19 protein-coding genes are annotated in these 13,855 nt (G+C 69.5%); 11 read left to right on the top strand and 8 right to left on the bottom strand.

The window, feature by feature from the left end; translation table 11 throughout:
• Positions 1-87 precede the first annotated feature (87 nt).
• On the top strand, positions 88-729 hold the full coding sequence (locus ACN27J_RS01490; protein WP_421362669.1) for a hypothetical protein: 642 nt from the start codon (positions 88-90) through the stop codon (positions 727-729).
• Here ACN27J_RS01490 and ACN27J_RS01485 read toward each other — a convergent pair.
• From ACN27J_RS01485 to ACN27J_RS01475, 3 genes are all read right to left on the bottom strand, one after another.
• Entirely contained in the window at positions 662-901 is a 240-nt protein-coding gene (locus ACN27J_RS01485) for a Txe/YoeB family addiction module toxin (protein WP_421362666.1), read from the bottom strand. The genes ACN27J_RS01490 and ACN27J_RS01485 overlap by 68 nt on opposite strands.
• Positions 898-1,761 carry a phosphotransferase gene (locus tag ACN27J_RS01480; protein WP_421362663.1) on the bottom strand — a complete coding sequence of 288 codons (864 nt, stop codon included), beginning with the start codon at positions 1,759-1,761 and terminating at the stop codon, positions 898-900. Before ACN27J_RS01480 ends, ACN27J_RS01485 begins: the two co-directional genes overlap by 4 nt.
• 126 nt (positions 1,762-1,887) lie before the next feature.
• Positions 1,888-2,373 carry a hypothetical protein gene (locus tag ACN27J_RS01475; RefSeq protein WP_421362660.1) on the bottom strand — a complete coding sequence of 162 codons (486 nt, stop codon included), beginning with the start codon at positions 2,371-2,373 and terminating at the stop codon, positions 1,888-1,890.
• Between the two features lie 335 nt (positions 2,374-2,708).
• Here ACN27J_RS01475 and ACN27J_RS01470 point away from each other — a divergent pair, with 335 nt between their 5' ends.
• The gene (locus ACN27J_RS01470) at positions 2,709-3,677 is read left to right on the top strand and encodes an aldo/keto reductase (protein WP_421362657.1); all 969 of its coding nucleotides are present in this window, start codon (positions 2,709-2,711) and stop codon (positions 3,675-3,677) included.
• Here ACN27J_RS01470 and ACN27J_RS01465 read toward each other — a convergent pair.
• Both ACN27J_RS01465 and ACN27J_RS01460 read right to left on the bottom strand, forming a co-directional pair.
• Positions 3,662-4,201, bottom strand: a complete 540-nt coding sequence (locus tag ACN27J_RS01465) for an RNA 2'-phosphotransferase (protein ID WP_421362654.1) — start codon at positions 4,199-4,201, stop codon at positions 3,662-3,664. The two genes, ACN27J_RS01470 and ACN27J_RS01465, sit on opposite strands and share 16 nt — an antisense overlap.
• Entirely contained in the window at positions 4,198-4,755 is a 558-nt protein-coding gene (locus ACN27J_RS01460; protein WP_421362652.1) for a hypothetical protein, read from the bottom strand. Before ACN27J_RS01460 ends, ACN27J_RS01465 begins: the two co-directional genes overlap by 4 nt.
• A gap of 64 nt (positions 4,756-4,819) precedes the next feature.
• Between ACN27J_RS01460 and ACN27J_RS01455 the strand changes: the two genes are divergently transcribed.
• The 4 genes from ACN27J_RS01455 (at position 4,820) to ACN27J_RS01440 (ending at position 7,029) form a co-directional block, all read left to right on the top strand.
• Complete coding sequence (locus ACN27J_RS01455) at positions 4,820-5,473, top strand: MerR family DNA-binding transcriptional regulator (protein WP_421362649.1); 654 nt, start codon at positions 4,820-4,822, stop codon at positions 5,471-5,473.
• A 40-nt stretch (positions 5,474-5,513) separates the two neighbouring features.
• Entirely contained in the window at positions 5,514-5,915 is a 402-nt protein-coding gene (locus ACN27J_RS01450; protein ID WP_421362647.1) for an MmcQ/YjbR family DNA-binding protein, read from the top strand.
• Between the two features lie 158 nt (positions 5,916-6,073).
• Positions 6,074-6,838: a helix-turn-helix domain-containing protein gene (locus ACN27J_RS01445; protein WP_421362644.1), complete on the top strand. Its 765-nt coding sequence runs from the start codon at positions 6,074-6,076 to the stop codon at positions 6,836-6,838.
• The gene (locus ACN27J_RS01440; protein WP_421362641.1) at positions 6,829-7,029 is read left to right on the top strand and encodes a DUF397 domain-containing protein; all 201 of its coding nucleotides are present in this window, start codon (positions 6,829-6,831) and stop codon (positions 7,027-7,029) included. The genes ACN27J_RS01445 and ACN27J_RS01440 overlap by 10 nt, the downstream gene beginning before the upstream one ends.
• Here ACN27J_RS01440 and ACN27J_RS01435 read toward each other — a convergent pair.
• Entirely contained in the window at positions 6,998-8,257 is a 1,260-nt protein-coding gene (locus ACN27J_RS01435) for a hypothetical protein (RefSeq protein ID WP_421362638.1), read from the bottom strand. The genes ACN27J_RS01440 and ACN27J_RS01435 overlap by 32 nt on opposite strands.
• 96 nt (positions 8,258-8,353) lie before the next feature.
• Between ACN27J_RS01435 and ACN27J_RS01430 the strand changes: the two genes are divergently transcribed.
• The 5 genes from ACN27J_RS01430 to ACN27J_RS01410 all read left to right on the top strand — a co-directional run bounded on the left by ACN27J_RS01430 (position 8,354) and on the right by ACN27J_RS01410 (position 12,374).
• Positions 8,354-8,788: a MarR family winged helix-turn-helix transcriptional regulator gene (locus tag ACN27J_RS01430; protein ID WP_421362636.1), complete on the top strand. Its 435-nt coding sequence runs from the start codon at positions 8,354-8,356 to the stop codon at positions 8,786-8,788.
• Between the two features lie 49 nt (positions 8,789-8,837).
• Entirely contained in the window at positions 8,838-9,356 is a 519-nt protein-coding gene (locus tag ACN27J_RS01425; protein WP_421362633.1) for a hypothetical protein, read from the top strand.
• 275 nt (positions 9,357-9,631) lie between these two features.
• On the top strand, positions 9,632-10,369 hold the full coding sequence (locus tag ACN27J_RS01420) for an ATP-binding cassette domain-containing protein (RefSeq protein WP_421362630.1): 738 nt from the start codon (positions 9,632-9,634) through the stop codon (positions 10,367-10,369).
• Positions 10,366-11,700: a hypothetical protein gene (locus ACN27J_RS01415; protein WP_421362628.1), complete on the top strand. Its 1,335-nt coding sequence runs from the start codon at positions 10,366-10,368 to the stop codon at positions 11,698-11,700. Before ACN27J_RS01420 ends, ACN27J_RS01415 begins: the two co-directional genes overlap by 4 nt.
• Before the next feature lie 86 nt (positions 11,701-11,786).
• Positions 11,787-12,374 carry a hypothetical protein gene (locus tag ACN27J_RS01410; protein WP_421362626.1) on the top strand — a complete coding sequence of 196 codons (588 nt, stop codon included), beginning with the start codon at positions 11,787-11,789 and terminating at the stop codon, positions 12,372-12,374.
• Here the strand turns inward: ACN27J_RS01410 and ACN27J_RS01405 are convergent.
• Together ACN27J_RS01405 and ACN27J_RS01400 are read right to left on the bottom strand one after the other, a co-directional pair.
• Complete coding sequence (locus ACN27J_RS01405) at positions 12,304-13,359, bottom strand: amidohydrolase family protein (protein WP_421362625.1); 1,056 nt, start codon at positions 13,357-13,359, stop codon at positions 12,304-12,306. The two genes, ACN27J_RS01410 and ACN27J_RS01405, sit on opposite strands and share 71 nt — an antisense overlap.
• Positions 13,329-13,853, bottom strand: coding sequence for a 3-hydroxyanthranilate 3,4-dioxygenase (locus ACN27J_RS01400; protein ID WP_421362622.1), 525 nt, complete (start codon positions 13,851-13,853; stop codon positions 13,329-13,331). The genes ACN27J_RS01405 and ACN27J_RS01400 overlap by 31 nt, the downstream gene beginning before the upstream one ends.
• Positions 13,854-13,855: the final 2 nt, after the last annotated feature.

Here is a 13,855-nt window from a genome sequence, read left to right as displayed (position 1 = left end):
CCACCGGCTACCGTGGTCGCTACGACGGTCGCGGGTCCGACGACACGGGCCGCCGCACCTGGCGACGTTCGGCACCGGAGGATCGCCATGAACCTCGAACTGTTCCTGTCGCTGTTCATTCTCAGCCCGCTCGTCCTCGGGATCTGGCTGAGCGTCCAGCGCACCCGCAGACTCTGGCGGAGCACGCGCGCCACGGCGGCCCTGGTCACCTCGGTCAACGAGCGTGGCTGGAGCTATCAGCAGCATGACCGCGAGTTGCTGAGCCGGTTCGGCAGCTTCCCGATCTCGGCGCCGACGACCTGCGACGCGATCACCGGACGCCACCGGGGGCGGCCGTTCTGGTGTTTCGAGCTGCGGGAAGTCAACGACTGGGGCAACGTGCAGGCGTGCCTGCGGGTCTTCGCGGTGGCCGTGCGGCAGTCCGGCCCGACCGTACAGGTGACGAAGACCGGTCAGGAGAGCAATCGGTACGATCTGACCGACACGACCGAGTTCGCGACCGGCAACTCGCACATCGACGCCTGGTTCCGGGTCACCACCGACGACGTCGCGTTCGCCCGTGCGCTGCTCAACCCGCAGATCGGGCGTTGGCTGGTGGAGCATCCGGACCGCTCGGTCCGCCTCACCGGTGACGCGCTGGTGACCTGGCAGGAGCGCCGGCTCACCGCGCCGTCGATCGAGCCCGCCCTGGATTACCTGTGCGATCTGGCCGACCACCTCCCCGACTGAGCCGGTACACGAGTCGGTGTTCGCGATCGATCCGGCGGGACCAGAATCCGGACAGCTCGCCACGAAGGGGCTCCGGTTTGCCGATGCACTCATACCCGTTACGCATCACGTCGACGATGAGGTCGTTGATGCGTTTGATCAATTTTGTACCTGAAACGGCGGCTCCGGTCATGCCCGACGATCGGGTCGGCCCCTCAGCGCGTCGGCGATCATGCGGTGGCCCTGGGCTTCGAACCGGTCGTCGCCCACCCGGTAGGCCCACGCGGCGGTGCCGATCGCCTCCCGGACCTGGGTGCGGTGCCATGCGTCGGCCGTACGCGGGTCGGTGCCGTAGCCGTCGAGGAACGCCGTTTCGAGGGCCGGAGTACGACGGAAGTCGTTGACGGCCAGCCGGGCGAAGTCGGTGTACGCGGGGCGCAGCGCCGCGCGGCCGAAGTCGATGACACTGACCACGCCACCGTCGACGAGCCAGTTGCGCGGATGCCAGTCGCCGTGGGTGGGCACCAGGGTCGCCGACGGCGTCGGCCAACTGGCGATCTCGGCGCGCAACCGCCGTACCGTGTCGTCGTCGATCCGGTGCGGGCCGGCAAGCCAGGACAGCGACTTGTCGTTCTCCCGCCGCTCGTGGTCATCGTCGGTGACGGCAATCTGGGCGTGCAGCATCGCCAGCAGTTCGCCGGCCTGCCGGTGGACGTCCGGGTCGTCGGCGTGCCCGCTGCCCAGCGCCAGCTCACCCGGCAGGAACCGGGTGACCAGGAGCTTCGCCTCGGCACTGCCGTACGCCAACGCCGGCGCGCGGCCGATCCTGGTCCACGGGCGCAGCCAGTGCCGGTGGGCGTGCAGTTCGCGGGCGAGGTGATGGTCGCCGTCACCGCCGGCCTTGACGATGAACCGCGACCCGGCATGCGTCACCTCCAGGACGGTGGTCGCCACCAGGCCCCAGCTGTGGTCCCGCTCCACGCTCGCGCCGGGCAGCCAGCGGTCCAACAACGACCGCTGCTGCCCGGTGAGTGTGCCGAGCGCCGGGTCCACAGCCCCGGATCCTACGGGCGGGCGCGCTGATCTACGGACAGGCGGTCACGTCGACAGCGATGGGCTGACGACTGTCCGAGTGCGTTGCGCTGTGTCGCACCCGAGCCTGCCGAATGCCGGGGCTTGTCAGTTCGTGCAGAGCGCGCTGACCGTGACGTTGTAGACGTGCCAGGATCCGTCCGGCGCGGTGAACACATTGCTGGCATTCGTCGCCCAGTTCGCGCAGGCCACGCCGACGGCGAGAATGTCAGCGCGAGCAGCCTGGGCCCCGTTCTGGATCGCGCTGGTCGAGGTGGCACCGCTGCCCTGCCGGGTAGCCGAGCGGGCAACGGTGTACGACGGTGGCGGCGGGGCCGGTACGCAGTAGCCGGTGGCTGTCGCCTCGTAGACGTACGCCGAGCCGTCGGGCGCGGTGTAGAGGTGTCGCGGCGTAGAGACCGTGACATTGCTGCAGGTCTCGCCGAGGTTTGCGGCGAGCGAGGTGAGCGCCGCGCGGGCGTTGTTCGCCGCGTTCTGCTGGCCGGCGGCCGGGCTCGGCCCCCATCCGGTGGATGTCGCCGACCGCCACGTGGCAGCCTGCGCCGCTGTCGCCGGGAGCACGAAGAGCCCCACGGTGACAGCCAGAGCGACAGCCGTCAGCCGACGGAGCGACCGACTGATCAGTCCACCCATTCGCCTGTCGAAACCATTCATGCGTTTGTCCCTTTCCGACCGTTAATCATTGCTTAGCCTCGATGTCTACGACGCCATCTCTGTGATACTAGTCAATGTCTGGGGAATCTCGAACAGACGGAGATGACTCGTCTCGGCCAACCCTCCCGGCAACCTGGCCGACGGCTGGCACACCGATCACCTCATAGGTGACCGAGCCGGTCCACGGTTGACCTCGAGCGCGCTCCAGGTGCAATCCTGAGTCGCAACAGGATCATCGGAAGGAGCACATGACGATGGAACAGCGGCCTCTCGGCAGCGTCGGACCGGTCAGCGTCCTCACCCTCGGTGGGGGCGGGCTGGGCCAGGTCTGGGGCGTCACCGACCGGGACGAGGCGGTGGCGACCGTACGGGAGGCGGTCGACGCCGGCATCGACCTCCTCGACGTCGCTCCCGGCTACGGCGACGGCGAAGCGGAACGGGTGGTCGGCGCCGCCTTCGACGGCAGCCTGCCGGCCGGCGTACGTGTCGTCACCAAATGCGGGCTCGGCAACCCGGCTGCCGGTGACGTCGCGGCCCTGCTGGAGAAGTCCCTCGACGACAGCCTGCAACGGATGCGGCTGTCGTTCGTCGACGCACTACTGCTGCACAACCCGATCGTGGCGCAGGCCGCGCCGGGCACCACCGGGGTGACCTCCGCCGGCCTGTTCGCCGAAGCCGTCCGGCCGGCGTTCGAGGACCTGGTACGCCGTGGCCGGATCGGCGCGTGGGGGATCACCGCCGTCGAGGAGCCGGACGTGATCATCCGGGTGCTCGGCGATCAGCCGTCCCCGGCGGTCGCCCAGTGTGTGACGAACCTGCTCGACTCCCCCGGCGATCTGCTGATGCCCGGCGGCGAGGGCTCCCGGCCGCGCGACATCCTGTCGGCCGCCGGCCGGCACGGCGTCGGGGTGATGGGCATCCGTGCGGTCGCGGCCGGGGCGTTCACCGACGCCGTCGACCGGGACCTACCGCCGGAGCATCCGACCATGGTCGACTTCCGGCGAGCCGCGCCGCTGCGCGAACTCGCCCGCGAGCTGGGCGAATCCGCCGCGTCACTGGCCCACCGGTACACGCTGTCGATGCCCGGCGTCGACACTGTGGTCCTCGGCGTGAAGAACCGGACCGAGCTGCGCGAATGCCTGGCCGCGGCGTCCGCCGGTGTGCTGCCGGCCGACCTGATGGCGACCATCGAGGCCCGCGTCGGCGCTCAGATATCCAAGTAGTCGGGCGGCACCGTGTCGGTGAGCCACACCCCGTTCGCGCTGCGGTAGAACTGGTGCCCGGCACGGGCCATCGCCGCCGCGTCGACGGTGAGGACCACGACGCCACCGGCCCGCCGGGCACCGACCCGGCGGGCCGTGTCGGTGTCCGCCGACAGGTGTACGTGGTGGCGGCGGGCCCGGTGCAGCCCGGTGGCCCGGATCGAGTCGAGCGCGGCCGCGCTGGTGCCGTGGTAGAGCCGCTCCGGCGGAGGCAGCGCGACCAGCCCCAGGTCGATCGGGACCGAATGCCCCTGGTTCGCCCGGATCTGCTCAGTGCCGTCGGGGTCGCGGCGCAGTGCGAACCGTTGCTTGCTGTCCCGCTTGACGACGGTGTCCAGCTGCAGCCGGGTGATCCGTAGCGCGTCGAGCAGGTCCGTCACCCGGACCCAGCCGGCCGGGTCCAGTTCGAGATCGAACCGGTCGGGCGCGTGACGCAGCGCCAGCGACATCCGTTTGCTCAATTTGACCAATACCTTGTCGTTCATACCGGCATTGTCGCCGTACGGCGCACCCGCCGGCATCGACATTGCCGCCAGCCGAGCGCGCCCCACCAGAGCATCACCGGTAGATGCAGGGCATAGCCGAGCTGTTCCGCAGCTGCCGACGGGCCGTCAGTCCCGGTGGTCCAGGGCAGGACCACAGCGGCGGCACCGGACACTGCGACGGCCACCCCGGCACGGCGCAGCCCGGTCGACAACGCGATGCCGGACGCGGCCGCCAGGGTCGCGGCGACCCAGAGCAGCCCGGCCAGCAGCCCACCGGCCAGCACGGACAGGTGGGCGCGGGGACGGTCGGGTCGCGCGGCCAGCAGCAGACCGGCGGCGAGCAGGGCGAGCCAGCCGATCACGTCGAGGGCCAGCTCGATCAGGTGCAGCTCGACCCGGGCGTGCACCGCCGTCAGCACGGCGGCCGGGTCGGCCGGGTTCAGGGTCAACCCGGATGGCACGACAATGCCGACACCGGCGAGCATGGCAAGCAACGATCCCAGCAGCAGTACGCCCGTCAGCCGGGCGGCGGAATCGCCTTCAACGGCACTCATGGCGGCACGCTAGAACCCTGCCGCAGGGGCAGAGTCAAGACTGCGGGGGCAGGAGGACACCGGCGTGTGGCGGATCGGTGAGGTGGCGCGCATGGTCGGGGTCTCCGAGCGGACCCTGCGGCACTACGACAAGGTCGGGCTGCCGCTGCGCCGGATCGCCGACCTGCTGGACGCCCCCGACGCCCAGCTGCGGCAGGCCCTGGTCGAGACCGTGGCAGCGCTCCGCGACGACATCGCCGCCCGTACGGCGACGGTGGTCGCCGCCGAGGACCACCTCGCCGGTACGGCGTCGGTGCTGCCGCAGGTCGCGCGGGTCGGTGCCCGCCGGCTGCGGGTACGGCACGTACGGGTCGCCGATCCCGCCGAGCTGGCGGCGCTGTGTCGACAGCAGCCGCCGACGGTCCTGCTGACCTGGCTCCGTGGCCGACCAGGGACGGGTTTCCGGGCGGCGGTGACGACCGACGGGCCCGGCGAGCGGCTCGACCTGCCCGCGCGTACCGTCGTCCGGGCCGTCGTGCCGCCGACGACCGGCGTGGTCCGCGCCGGACTCGACCTGTTCGCCTGGCTGCCCCGCCAGTACCTGACGGTCGCCGGTCCCACGACGGAGGACCATCTGGTCGACGGCGACGGTGCCGCTGTCACCGTCCTGGAGATCCCGGTCGCGGCCCGCCCGGACCGGCCGACCCTCCCGCACCAGCACGCCCGGCCGGCTCGGTGACCGGGGCCGAAGTGTCAGCCGGGTGTGATTACCTACCGCTATGCCGCATCCGATCATGTTCGACGACGCCGACCCGCTGCTCGCCGAGGTACGCCGGCTCGCGCTGACCTTCCCCGACGCCGCCGAGAAGATCTCGCATGGGCATCCGGCGTTCTACACCACCAAGGTGTTCGCCTACTACGGCGGCTCGGTAAAGGTCGACGGCGTCTACCAGCAGCATGATCACTCCGTACTGGTGCTGGTGGACCCGGACGAGCGGGCGGCGCTGCTGGCCGAGCCGCGCTGCTACGCCCCGGCGTACCTGGCCGCCTCCGGGTGGGTCGGGGTGGACCTGGCCGACGACACCGACTGGGCGGAGATCGGCGAACTGCTCGACGCCAGCTACCGGCGTACCGCCGGGCCCCGCCGGGTCGCCCGGCTCGACGCACAGCCGACCCGATAAGACACAAGACCCGACAGCACCCGATATCGATCACACAAACTATCCGGAATTTATCCGATCTCCATCATGGACTCCGATCCGTCGTACTGATAGAGGTAGGGGTGGCATTCGACGCACCGCCCCACCATCAGCAGATCGGGGATCCGACAATGCACGAGGTGCACCGCATCATTCGCACACTGCGCACCGAGCGCGGGCTTTCCCAGCAGCAGCTCGGCGCGTTGATCCAGCTCAGCGCGTCGTCGATCGGCAGTTACGAGAACGGCCGTCTGGTCCCGGTGCAGCAGAACGCGAAGATCCTCGACGACGTGCTGGGCAGCGGCGACCGGGTGCAGCGCGCCAGCGCCGAGGCGCGCGGGATGTCGTTCGCCGGTTTCCTGCGCCCGTGGGCCGAGCTGGAGGAGCGGGCCACCCTGCTGCGGTCGTTTCAGCTCGCGGTCGTCCCGGGCCTGTTGCAGACCCGGGAGTACGCCGAACGACTGCTGCGCGTCGGCCCGGTCGACGACGTGCCGACCCGGCTGGCGAACCGGCTCACCCGCCAGCAGGTGCTCACCCGCGCCGACGACCCGGCCGAGTTCATCGCCGTCATCGACCGCAGCGTGCTGCACCGCCAGGTCGGCACGCCGGAGCAAATGGCCGAGCAGCTGCGCAGTCTCGCCGAAGCGGCGGCGCGCCCCAACATCTGGGTGCACGTGGTGCCGGGCAGCGCCGACGCCTACCACGGGCTCAACGGGTCGTTCGCGATGGCGACCGTGGACGATCACGTGTTCGGCTACGTCGATTCCCACTTCGGCGGCGACGTGATCAGCAACCCGGCCGACGTGCAGATATTGGAGCGGTCCTGGGAGGGTGTCCGCAGTTATGCTCTGCCTGTCGAGGAGTCCCACGACATGATCCTGAAAGCGGTGCAGACATGGAGCTGAGCACCACCCCTCGCTGGCGCAAGTCGACCCGCAGCAACCCGGCTGGCGGTGACTGTGTCGAGGTCGCCGACAACGTTCCCGGCCGGGTCTACGTCCGCGACACCAAGGACCGCGACGGCGGTACCCTGACCTTCGCCCCCGCCGCCTGGTCCGCCTTCGTCACCCTGGCCAAGACCACGTCCGTACGCTGACCGGCTCCGCCAACCACCGGCGGTAGCGCCGCAGCGACCGGCGTCGCTGGAGCTGCTCCTGGATGAGGGAAACGACCGGGTCCGCCCGGCCGGGGTCGGCGGATCCTCGCCCGACCTGGCGGAGCCGGCAGTGCACGACGGCCTGGGTGGCCGCCGAGACCAGGTGCTTGTTCTTCCATCGCGGGCCCAGGGCCGTGACCGCTGCTTCCTCGCCGCGCAGCCAGCGCCGCGGCAGCTCCGGGTCCACAGCGAGCGCCGTCGCCACTCCGACGACCGCCGTGCCCTGGGCGCGTACCCGCTCGGCGACGGCGCGGCGGCGGACGCCACCGGTCAGCATGACCGGCACCGGGGCCTGCGGGATGATCGTCGCGGCGGCGTCGAGGAAGTACGCCTCCCGGGCGAGGGTGTGTCCGTCCGCCGGGTAGCCGTTGGTGGCCAGGCTCTCCACCGACCCTCCGGAGAGTTCGACCAGGTCGACGCCGGTGTCGGCGAGCATGCCGACGACCTGCCTGGCGTCGTCCGGGTCAAAGCCGCCGCGCTGGAAGTCGGCGGTGTTGAGCTTGACCGCGACCGCCGCGCCGTCGGGCAGTCGACGCCGGACCTCGGTGACCACGTCGATCAGCAGCCGGGCCCGGTTGCGCAGTTCACCTCCCCAGTGGTCGGTCCGCCGGTTGGTCAGCGGGGAGAGGAACTGACTGATCAGGTAGCCGTGGGCGGCGTGGATCTCCACCCCGTCGAATCCGGCCTCGACGGCTCGCTGCGCGGTCCGGGCGAACCGGGCGACGACTTCGTCGATCTGTTCCGGCGTCATCGCGGTGGGCTGGGCGAAGAAGCGGGACAGCCGCCCGATGCTGACCGGTATGTCCGACGCCGACCAGGCCAGCCCTGGCATGTCCGCGTAGACGACCCGGCCGGGGTGGTTGATCTGCATCCAGGCGCGGGCGCCGCCAGCGGTGGCCGCCGCCGCCCAGCGTCGAAACGGTTCCAGCGGGGTACGGTCCACGAGTACGACGTCGGAGGGGTCGGCGAGGGCCCGCTCGTCGACCATGACGTGCCCGGTGATCAGCAGCCCGGCTCCGCCACCACCCCACCGCCGGTAGAGCGTGACGAGTTCGGGCCCAGGGAGCTGGCCGTCGACGGCCAGGAACTCCTCCATCGCCGCCTTGGCGATCCGGTTCGGCAGAACCTGCCCGCTGCGCAGTGCCAGCGGTTCGGCCAGTTGGGACATGGTGTGACTCCTCAGCGCCAACGTCATACTTCGAGACTCGAAGCGGTTCAGACCGTAATAGTTCGAGACTCGAAGCGCAAGTGGTACCGTCGACGGGTGAACCACACGGACCTCGTCGACGCCATCCGCGCGAACCACGAGATCTTCATGACGACCAGCGACCGACTCGAACCCGCCCTGGCCGCCCACGGGCTGACCAACGCGACCGCCCAGGCGCTCTGGGCGATCGACCCGACCGCGCCGGCACCGTCGATGAAGGCGCTCGCCGAGCGCTTGTACTGCAACGCCCCCAACCTCAGCTTCATCGCCAACCAGCTGATCGAGCGCGGACTGGTCGAGCGCAGCGTCGACCCCACCGACCGACGCGGCCGGGTGCTCGCCCTCACCGACAAGGGCCGACAGGTACGCCAGGAGATCATCGCGGCGACGCTGGAGGCGAGCCCGTTCGCCGACTGCCCGCCACAACTGCTGCACGAACTCGCCACCCTGCTCCAGCAGGTCGCCGCCGGGCACCCGCCGGCAGCAACCTGACCCTGGCCGAGACATGACACCTACGACCTAACCCACATCACTGGTTAGCGTGACGATCAACAAGATGACAGTCAGCGAGCACCTTCTCTACGGACTTGTCGTAGAACCGGAAACCAGACAGTGTGACCGATGTCAATATTCGCGGAGAAAGGCGGGGAACATGCGACTGACGAGGAAGATCATCTCTGTACTCAGCTTGACGGCCATTGCCCTGTTCGCACCTGCGACTGCACTGGCCGTCAATGTTTCATCGAACGACGGTTCCGGCGTACAGAACGTCAGCACCTGGTATTCGGACGGTGCCACCCTGACCGGCAACCTCCGATCGACCTCGGGAAACGCAGTTTACTACTCGGGACAAGTGGCCATCAACAACTGCGGCGACTCCACCTACGGCCGCTACACCAGCAACACCACGTCAACGACCGCTGTGACCCGAGGCGGCACGATCAGCGCGAGCATCGGCCTGTGGCCCTGCAGCTTCGAAGGCGTGAAAGCACGGGTCTGCCGGGACATCAACAACCTGCCGGACACATGCGGCTCTTGGTCCACGACAATCAGGCCCTGACCGGATTCAGTCTGGCTGATCCAGCAACGGCGAGACACCACCCGCCGAGTCAACAGTAGCCCATGACTCCACGGTTCGCTCCGACAGGCAGAGCTCGTGTCGGCTGGCCACTCAGATCGGCTAAGATGGCATTCTTGCGGGCCAAGTTGCGTCCGCCTGCCGCGACCTCTCGGCAGGCGGACGTGTGGCGTTTACTGCAGGCGATGCTGCACCGCCGCCGAAGGGTTCTTCGCAGCTCAGACAGATCCGGGCCAGCACCAGTATTCGGGGGCAGCATGCTCGAGGTTGATCAGATCGGGTTCCGGTACGGCTCCAAGCCAGTGCTCAGGGGCGTCAGTGCGACCTTCGAGCCGGGGGCGACCGTGCTCCTCGGCAGAAACGGCGCTGGCAAGACGACCCTGATCCGAATCCTGGCCGGTGCGGCCGTCCCGAGCGGCGGGCAGGTCCGGCTGAACGGCTCAGCTCAGGGCAGCCACAGCCGGGCAACCCGCGCCGTGCTGCGGCGCATCGGGTGGCTCCCGCAGACGTTCGGATTCCCGCCCCGAATGGCCACCGCAGAGTTCGTGGCGTACGCGGCCTGGCTGAAAGAGGTACCCGGCAGACAGCTGACCAGGCAGGTGGCTGACGCGTTGGCGACCACGGGCCTCAGCGACCAGGCACGGAATCCTCTACAGACGCTCTCCGGTGGGCAGCTACGTCGGGCCGGGCTGGCGGCGGCACTCGTCGCCGAGCCTGAGGTTCTCGTCCTCGACGAGCCCACAGCCGGCCTGGATCCCGAGCAGCGGGACGCGTTCCACGGCCTGGTCCGACGCATTCGATCGGAGCGGGTGGTGGTGATCGCTACTCACCTGCTGGAGGACGTGGAGGCGCTGGCTGACCGGGTCGTCGTCATCGACCGGGGTAGCGTCCAGTGGACGGGCACCATCGACGATCTGGCCGGACTGTCGCAGCAGCAGGGCCTGTCGGCGCTCCGCGAAGGGTTCCAGATCGTACTCGACCGGGCCGTGTCATGATCGTCTCCCGCCGTCTCGCAGCGGGACGGATCGCCCTCTTCCTCGGCGTCGCGGGGATCACCATCATCCAGGGCATCGCCTCGGTGGCGTCGAAGTCGCAACGGTGGTCCGGCCATTGGGCGAACAGCAGCGTCGTGATCGGCTGGGCAGGAGTGTGGGGCGCGTGCATCGCTGCCGGAGCCACCGCCCTGATCCTCGCGGCACCCCGCAGCCGAGGGTACGACGACCTGCTGCGTGCGTCGTCCCGCTCCCAGGCTCGGATCCACCTCGCCGGCCTAGTCACGGTGGCGGCCGGGAGTTTGGCCGGCTACGCCGTGGTGACTGGATACGTTGCCGCAGCGACCGCGACGAGCGCGACGCACGGTGGACTCGACATCATCGAACTGCTCCCGACTGCCGCGTCGGTGCCGCTGGCGGTGGGAATCGGCGCCCTCTTCGGGCGGCTGGCTCCGCCGAGGATCGCTCCGGTCGCGGCGGCCGTCGCCCCGTACCTGATCTACATGGCTGTGGTGTACGCCGAGGCGTACAGCGGCCAGATCGCGTACATGGATCTTTTATGGACAGATCAGGTGGATCGCACCTACCTCAGGCTTCCGGCTGAGCTTCTGGTGTCCCGTGCGGTGCTCTGGATGATGCTCGGTGTCGCTCTTCTCGGCTTGTCGCTCCACGCGTTACGCCTCGCCTACGCCAGCGCCGTCGTAGCCAGCTTGTCCGCCGCCGTGGCGCTACTCTCCCTCGGTACGCGGATCGAAGTGCCGGCGGCGTACGCCGCCGCCTGCTCGGGTGAACAGCCACGGGTCTGCGTCGACCGGGCACACGACCACATTCTGCCCGAGTATCAACGGGAGATCGTCACATCCGTACAGCCGGTGCAAGGTCTGGAGCTGTCCACCATGGTCGTCGTGATGGACGAACACCTCGCCGCCCCGGGGGCGGACCTTCCCGGGTCCGGTCCCGACGCCCGGCGGGTCATCGTGCCCATCGTGAAGCGCAACACCTCGCCCGCGCACGAGATCGACTCTGCGACGCTCACCGCCAACGTCGGGTTCGCACTTTTCCTTGCGCCCTGCATGGCGAGGCCGACGGCAGCCGACGACGTCGGGCTGACCACCGCTGCCGCGCTCTACCACTGGTGGCTCACCAGCCACGGTCTGCCGACCGACGGCACGAACTTTCCCGGCGAGCCGAGCCTCGACTCGATCCTGATCGAGAACGAGGAGGCGGCGCGTACCGCCGGCAGCTTCGTCCGGTTGGTCGAGGAGGAACGACAGGAATGGTTCAGCGAGTCAACCGAGTCGGTTCTGACCTGCACGGCCGTTCCGGCCCGGTGAGCCGTCCGCACCTAACCTCAGCTGCGTTCGCTCTCCGCGCGTTTGCGACGGCGCGGGGCGTTACCGTCCGCGGGCTCGTCGGCTACATGCTGATCTGGCTGTTCATCGCAGCCGCATCACGGTTCACGGTCTCGGCCACCGGCCTGCAGTTCGCCCCACCGGGCAGCGCGGCGTTGGACACGGTCGCCGTGATTCTCCTGCTCCTGCCAGCCGGTGTTCTCGCCGGCACGTTGACCTCCCGGACACCGCATCTGGAGGCGACCCGGTCCCGCAGCAGTCAGCCCGCACACGCGATCTGGGTGGTCGGCATCACCGGTGTCGGTCTGCTGAGCCCATGGCTCGCCTCCCCGTTGGTCCATCCGTCCATCGACATGGTCGCCTTCTTCACGACCTGGTGCACAGTGCTGGGCCTCTGGTGGGCCATCGCCCGCATCGGGCCGACGGTTCTCGCCCTGAGCTGTACGTTCATCGTGCTCGCCGGATTCAGCACACCGGGACTCGTACCATGGCACCTCAACATCGTCTACAACGTGGAGATCGGCGGCAGCGCCGCGCTCGTGGCCACAACCGCCCTCGGCTCAGGCACGATCCTGCAGGCACTACTCAGCCCGCCCCCGACTCGAGGAAGCGGCGGGCGTTGCCGCCGCGCACGGCGGCCCGCTGGTCGGCGGTGAGGAAGCCCGCCTTGTCGATCACCGCGCCGACCGGCCGCTCCCCCAATGGGTACGGGTAGTCGCTGCCCAGCAGCACCCGGTCGGCACCCATCGTGTCGACCAGCAGCCGCAGCGCCGCCGGGTCGAACACCACCGAGTCGACGTAGAACCGGTCCAGGTAGTGGCTCGGCGGGTGCGCCGAGCGGCCACGTACCACGTCGCCCCGGCGGTGCCAGGCGTTGTCGGCGCGGCCCAGCCAGAACGGGAAGCTGCCGCCGCCGTGCGCGAAGCAGATCCGCAGCGCCCGGGGCAGTTGGTCGAATCCGCCGCCGAGGATCAGCGCCAGGATCGACAGGTGGGTCTCGGCGGGCATGCCGGACAGCCAGCGCGCCATCCACCGGTCCAGCCGTGGCCCGTCCGGCATGTCCCACGGGTGGACGAACACCGGCGCGCCGACGTCGGCGCAGTGTCGCAGGAAGGCGACGATGCCGGCGTCGTCGAGGTCACGGTCGCCGACGTGGTTGCCGATCTCCACCCCGGCGTGGCCGGCGGCCAGGCAGCGGTCCAGCTCGGCGCAGGCGGCGTCCGGGTCCTGCAACGGCACCTGGCAGAACGGGATCAGCCGACCGCCACCGGCGGCGGTGACCTCAAGGGTCAGGTCGTTGAAGATCCGGGCCACCTTGACCGCCTGGTCGGCCGGGCGATCGTAGGCGAAGAACACCGGCGTCGGGGAGACCACCTGCACGTCCACCCCGTCGACGTCCATGTCGGCCAGCCGGGTGGCCGGGTCCCAGGTCTGCGGGCCGACCGGCCGGAACTCCGTCTGGCCCACCATGATCATGGCGGCGCGTTCGGAGTCGACCCGCAGCCACGGCCAGCCGGTCCCGCCACACGTGGCAGCGAGATCCGGCCAGCCCTTGGGCACCAGGTGGGTGTGGACGTCGATGGTCTGCCCGGCGTCGGTCACGGCGACGATCAGCCCTTGCCCGGATGCAGCGCGCCGCACTTGTCGCAGGTACGCGCGGACTCGTCACCGTAGAAGGCGGTGAAGACCGGCGGCAGGTCGGCGACGATGTCGCGCACCTGCAACTCCACCTCGTGCACCAGGTTGCCGCAGTCGAGGCAGTACCACTGGAACTTCTCCAGGGTGCCCTCCTCGCGGACCCGTTCGATGACGACCCCGATCGAGCCGGCCTCCGGGCGTTGCGGCGAGTGCGGTACGAATCCGGGCAGCACCCACATCTGGCCTTCGCGGATGTGCACGGTCTGCGGCCCGTCGTCGGTCATCAGGTTGACGTGCATGTTGCCTTTGACCTGGTAGAAGAATTCCTCGTACGGGTCGACGTGGAAGTCGGTGCGCTGGTTGGGGCCGCCGACGACCTGCACGATGAAATCGTCGCCGGTGGGGAACAGCTGCTTGTTGTTCACCGGCGGCTTGAGCAGATGCTCGTTCTCACTGACCCAGTGCGGGAAGTTGACCGGTTCGGCGATGTCGCTCACGG

This window comes from Solwaraspora sp. WMMB762 (assembly GCF_049179115.1).
Lineage (GTDB): Bacteria > Actinomycetota > Actinomycetes > Mycobacteriales > Micromonosporaceae > Micromonospora_E.
The sequence above is the reverse complement of the archived record's forward strand: the minus strand, read 5'-3'. Positions and strand labels throughout refer to the sequence as shown.

Bases quoted from the DNA above. Each gene is read 5' to 3' on its own strand.
- ACN27J_RS01415 (WP_421362628.1), top strand. From the start codon at position 10,366: ATGATCGTCTCCCGCCGTCTCGCAGCGGGACGGATCGCCCTCTTCCTC.
- ACN27J_RS01450 (WP_421362647.1), top strand. From the start codon at position 5,514: ATGCCGCATCCGATCATGTTCGACGACGCCGACCCGCTGCTCGCCGAG.
- ACN27J_RS01465 (WP_421362654.1), bottom strand. From the start codon at position 4,201: ATGAACGACAAGGTATTGGTCAAATTGAGCAAACGGATGTCGCTGGCG.
- ACN27J_RS01420 (WP_421362630.1), top strand. From the start codon at position 9,632: ATGCTCGAGGTTGATCAGATCGGGTTCCGGTACGGCTCCAAGCCAGTG.
- ACN27J_RS01435 (WP_421362638.1), bottom strand. From the start codon at position 8,257: ATGTCCCAACTGGCCGAACCGCTGGCACTGCGCAGCGGGCAGGTTCTG.
- ACN27J_RS01485 (WP_421362666.1), bottom strand. From the start codon at position 901: ATGACCGGAGCCGCCGTTTCAGGTACAAAATTGATCAAACGCATCAAC.
- ACN27J_RS01460 (WP_421362652.1), bottom strand. From the start codon at position 4,755: ATGAGTGCCGTTGAAGGCGATTCCGCCGCCCGGCTGACGGGCGTACTG.
- ACN27J_RS01440 (WP_421362641.1), top strand. From the start codon at position 6,829: ATGGAGCTGAGCACCACCCCTCGCTGGCGCAAGTCGACCCGCAGCAAC.
- ACN27J_RS01490 (WP_421362669.1), top strand. From the start codon at position 88: ATGAACCTCGAACTGTTCCTGTCGCTGTTCATTCTCAGCCCGCTCGTC.
- ACN27J_RS01470 (WP_421362657.1), top strand. From the start codon at position 2,709: ATGGAACAGCGGCCTCTCGGCAGCGTCGGACCGGTCAGCGTCCTCACC.
- ACN27J_RS01410 (WP_421362626.1), top strand. From the start codon at position 11,787: ATGCTGATCTGGCTGTTCATCGCAGCCGCATCACGGTTCACGGTCTCG.